The sequence below is a fragment of the Synechococcus sp. R3-13 genome (genome assembly GCF_047462195.1).
In the GTDB taxonomy this organism is placed as follows: domain Bacteria; phylum Cyanobacteriota; class Cyanobacteriia; order Thermostichales; family Thermostichaceae; genus Thermostichus.
On record NZ_JANSIO010000049.1, the window covers coordinates 1 to 2310 of the forward strand.

3 protein-coding genes are annotated in these 2310 nt (G+C 59.2%); all 3 read left to right on the top strand.

From position 1 onward, the window contains the following. Window positions 1-195 precede the first annotated feature (195 nt). Entirely contained in the window at window positions 196-378 is a 183-nt protein-coding gene (locus NW856_RS01600; protein ID WP_414398753.1) for a hypothetical protein, read from the top strand. Beyond that, window positions 375-659 (top strand): acylphosphatase, encoded by a 285-nt coding sequence (locus NW856_RS01605; RefSeq protein WP_011432352.1) that lies wholly within the window; start codon window positions 375-377, stop codon window positions 657-659. The genes NW856_RS01600 and NW856_RS01605 overlap by 4 nt, the downstream gene beginning before the upstream one ends. A gap of 149 nt (window positions 660-808) precedes the next feature. After that, window positions 809-2281 carry an Asp-tRNA(Asn)/Glu-tRNA(Gln) amidotransferase subunit GatB gene (gene gatB, locus NW856_RS01610; RefSeq protein WP_414398754.1) on the top strand — a complete coding sequence of 491 codons (1473 nt, stop codon included), beginning with the start codon at window positions 809-811 and terminating at the stop codon, window positions 2279-2281. Window positions 2282-2310: the final 29 nt, after the last annotated feature.

The following is a 2310-nucleotide window of genomic DNA, read 5'->3' on the forward strand; positions in this document are numbered from 1 at the left end:
CAGAGGGTGGGGAATTCCGCGCGTTTTGTTAACTTTCGAGCGCAGAGATTTTGAGCTGGCGGGGAACCCTTTGGGATTGGAAGGGTCAAAATGGATGCTCGCGAAGCGGGCCGTAGGTCGCTGGGGATCCGGCATCTGTTAAGGTGCTTGAAGGGTGGGTTCTTCTGCACAAGCATTCTTCGTGAGGTTGGGCTCATGTCTCCCGTGCTGTGGCAAGCGATTGGGTACGCCTGTGGGATCTCGCTGGGGATCCTGGGGTTGATTGTCCTTGTCAACGTTCTCGTGGAATGGCTGGATCGGCAGACCTCAGAGACTCCGGAGGAGCCGACCGAGTCGCCAGAACCCTGCAGCACAACGGAGGGATCCCCGTCGGCATGAGTGACAGGGTTCGCGTTCACGTCTGGATACGGGGGCGGGTTCAGGGCGTGGGGTTTCGAGCCCACACCGAAGCGATGGCTCTCCATGCGGGTGTTCAAGGGTGGGTGCGCAATTTGCGGGATGGTCGTGTAGAGGCTGTTTTTGAAGGATCCCCTGCCGCAGTGGAGGCGATGCTGCGCTGGTGCCAACAGGGCAGCCCCGGTTCGGTTGTGGAGGCCATTGAGCAACGTTCCGAGCCGCCGGAAGGTCTACCCACTTTTGAGATTCGCCCTACCGTTTGAGGAAGTTTCGCTGTTCTGAGGATCTGCTTCAAGCTGGGCTGCTCCGGCCTCGTCCTGGGTTCTGGGCTGCCGTCCCCAGAAACTGTCTGTGAGCTGGGATCCCTGCAAGGTCACACTAGAATGGTTACACCGCCAGTTTTTCCTATCCCATGACTGTTGCTGCCCCCGCCAAAGTGCAATACGAAGCTGTGATTGGGCTGGAAGTTCACTGCCAGCTCAGCACTCGCTCCAAGATCTTCTCCAGCAGCGCGACAGCCTTTGGCGCTCCCCCCAACACCCAGATTGACCCCATCTGCATGGGCCTGCCCGGCACCCTGCCGGTGCTCAACGAAAAGGTGCTGGAGTACGCGGTCAAAGCGGGTTTGGCCTTGAATTGCACCATTGCCCCCTACAGCAAGTTCGACCGCAAGCAGTACTTTTACCCCGACTTGCCCAAAAACTACCAAATCTCGCAATACGACCTGCCGATTGCTACCCACGGCTGGATCGAGATCCAGCTCAGCGACGGTCGCACCAAGCGCATCGGCATCACCCGTCTGCACATGGAAGAAGACGCGGGCAAGCTGGTCCATGCTGGCAGCGATCGCCTATCGGGATCCAGCTACTCTTTGGTGGATTTCAACCGGGCGGGGGTTCCCCTCATCGAGATCGTCAGCGAGCCGGACATCCGCAGCGGGGAAGAGGCAGCCGAGTATGTGCAAGAGCTGCGCCGCATCCTGCGCTATGCCGGGCTGTGCGATGGCAACCTGCAGGAGGGATCCCTGCGCTGTGATGTGAACATCTCGGTGCGTCCGCTGGGATCCCAGACCTTTGGCACGAAGGTGGAAATTAAAAACATGAACTCCTTCAACGCCATCCAACGGGCCATCGAGTACGAGTTCAACCGCCAAGTCAAGGCTGTGGAGGCAGGCGAGCGGATCGTGCAAGAGACCCGCCTCTGGGAAGAAGACAGCCAGCGCACCATCAGCATGCGCAAGAAAGAGGGATCCAGCGACTATCGCTATTTCCCCGAGCCCGATCTGCCGCCCATTCGCGTTACCGAAGCGCAGAAAACCCGCTGGCAGGCAGAGCTGCCGGAATTGCCCGGTGTGAAGCGGCGACGTTATCAGGAGGTGTACGGCCTCTCGGTGTACGATGCCCGCTACCTCAGCGATGAACGCAACACCGCCGAATACTTTGAAGCCGTGATCGCCGCCGGTGCCGACCCGAAAGCAGCCGCCAACTGGATGATGAGCGACATCGCCAGCTACCTCAACACCCACAAGCTGGACTATCCCGACATTGCCCTGAAGCCGGAAACCCTGGCCGAGCTGATTGGCCTCATCGAGCAGGGCACCATCTCCAGCAAAATCGCCAAGGAGATCCTGCCGGAACTGCTGGAAAAAGGGGGATCGGCCCGCGCCCTGGTGGAAGCTAAGGGCATGACCCAAATCTCGGATAGCGCTCTGCTGGGGCAGATGATCGCCGAGGTGCTGGCAGAAAACCCCGAGCAACTGCAGCAGTATCGGGGGGGCAAAACCAAGCTCTTCGGCTACTTTGTCGGGCAATTGATGAAAAAAACTCAGGGACGGGCAGATCCAAAGCTGGCCAACGACCTGCTCAAGCAACACCTCGACGGCTAGCTGATACATTTACGCTGAACACTGCTGAA

What these genes read in the sequence shown, in the direction of transcription:
- NW856_RS01600 (WP_414398753.1), top strand. Translation starts at nt 196, where the DNA reads ATGTCTCCCGTGCTGTGGCAAGCGATTGGGTACGCCTGTGGGATCTCG.
- NW856_RS01605 (WP_011432352.1), top strand. Translation starts at nt 375, where the DNA reads ATGAGTGACAGGGTTCGCGTTCACGTCTGGATACGGGGGCGGGTTCAG.
- gatB (WP_414398754.1), top strand. Translation starts at nt 809, where the DNA reads ATGACTGTTGCTGCCCCCGCCAAAGTGCAATACGAAGCTGTGATTGGG.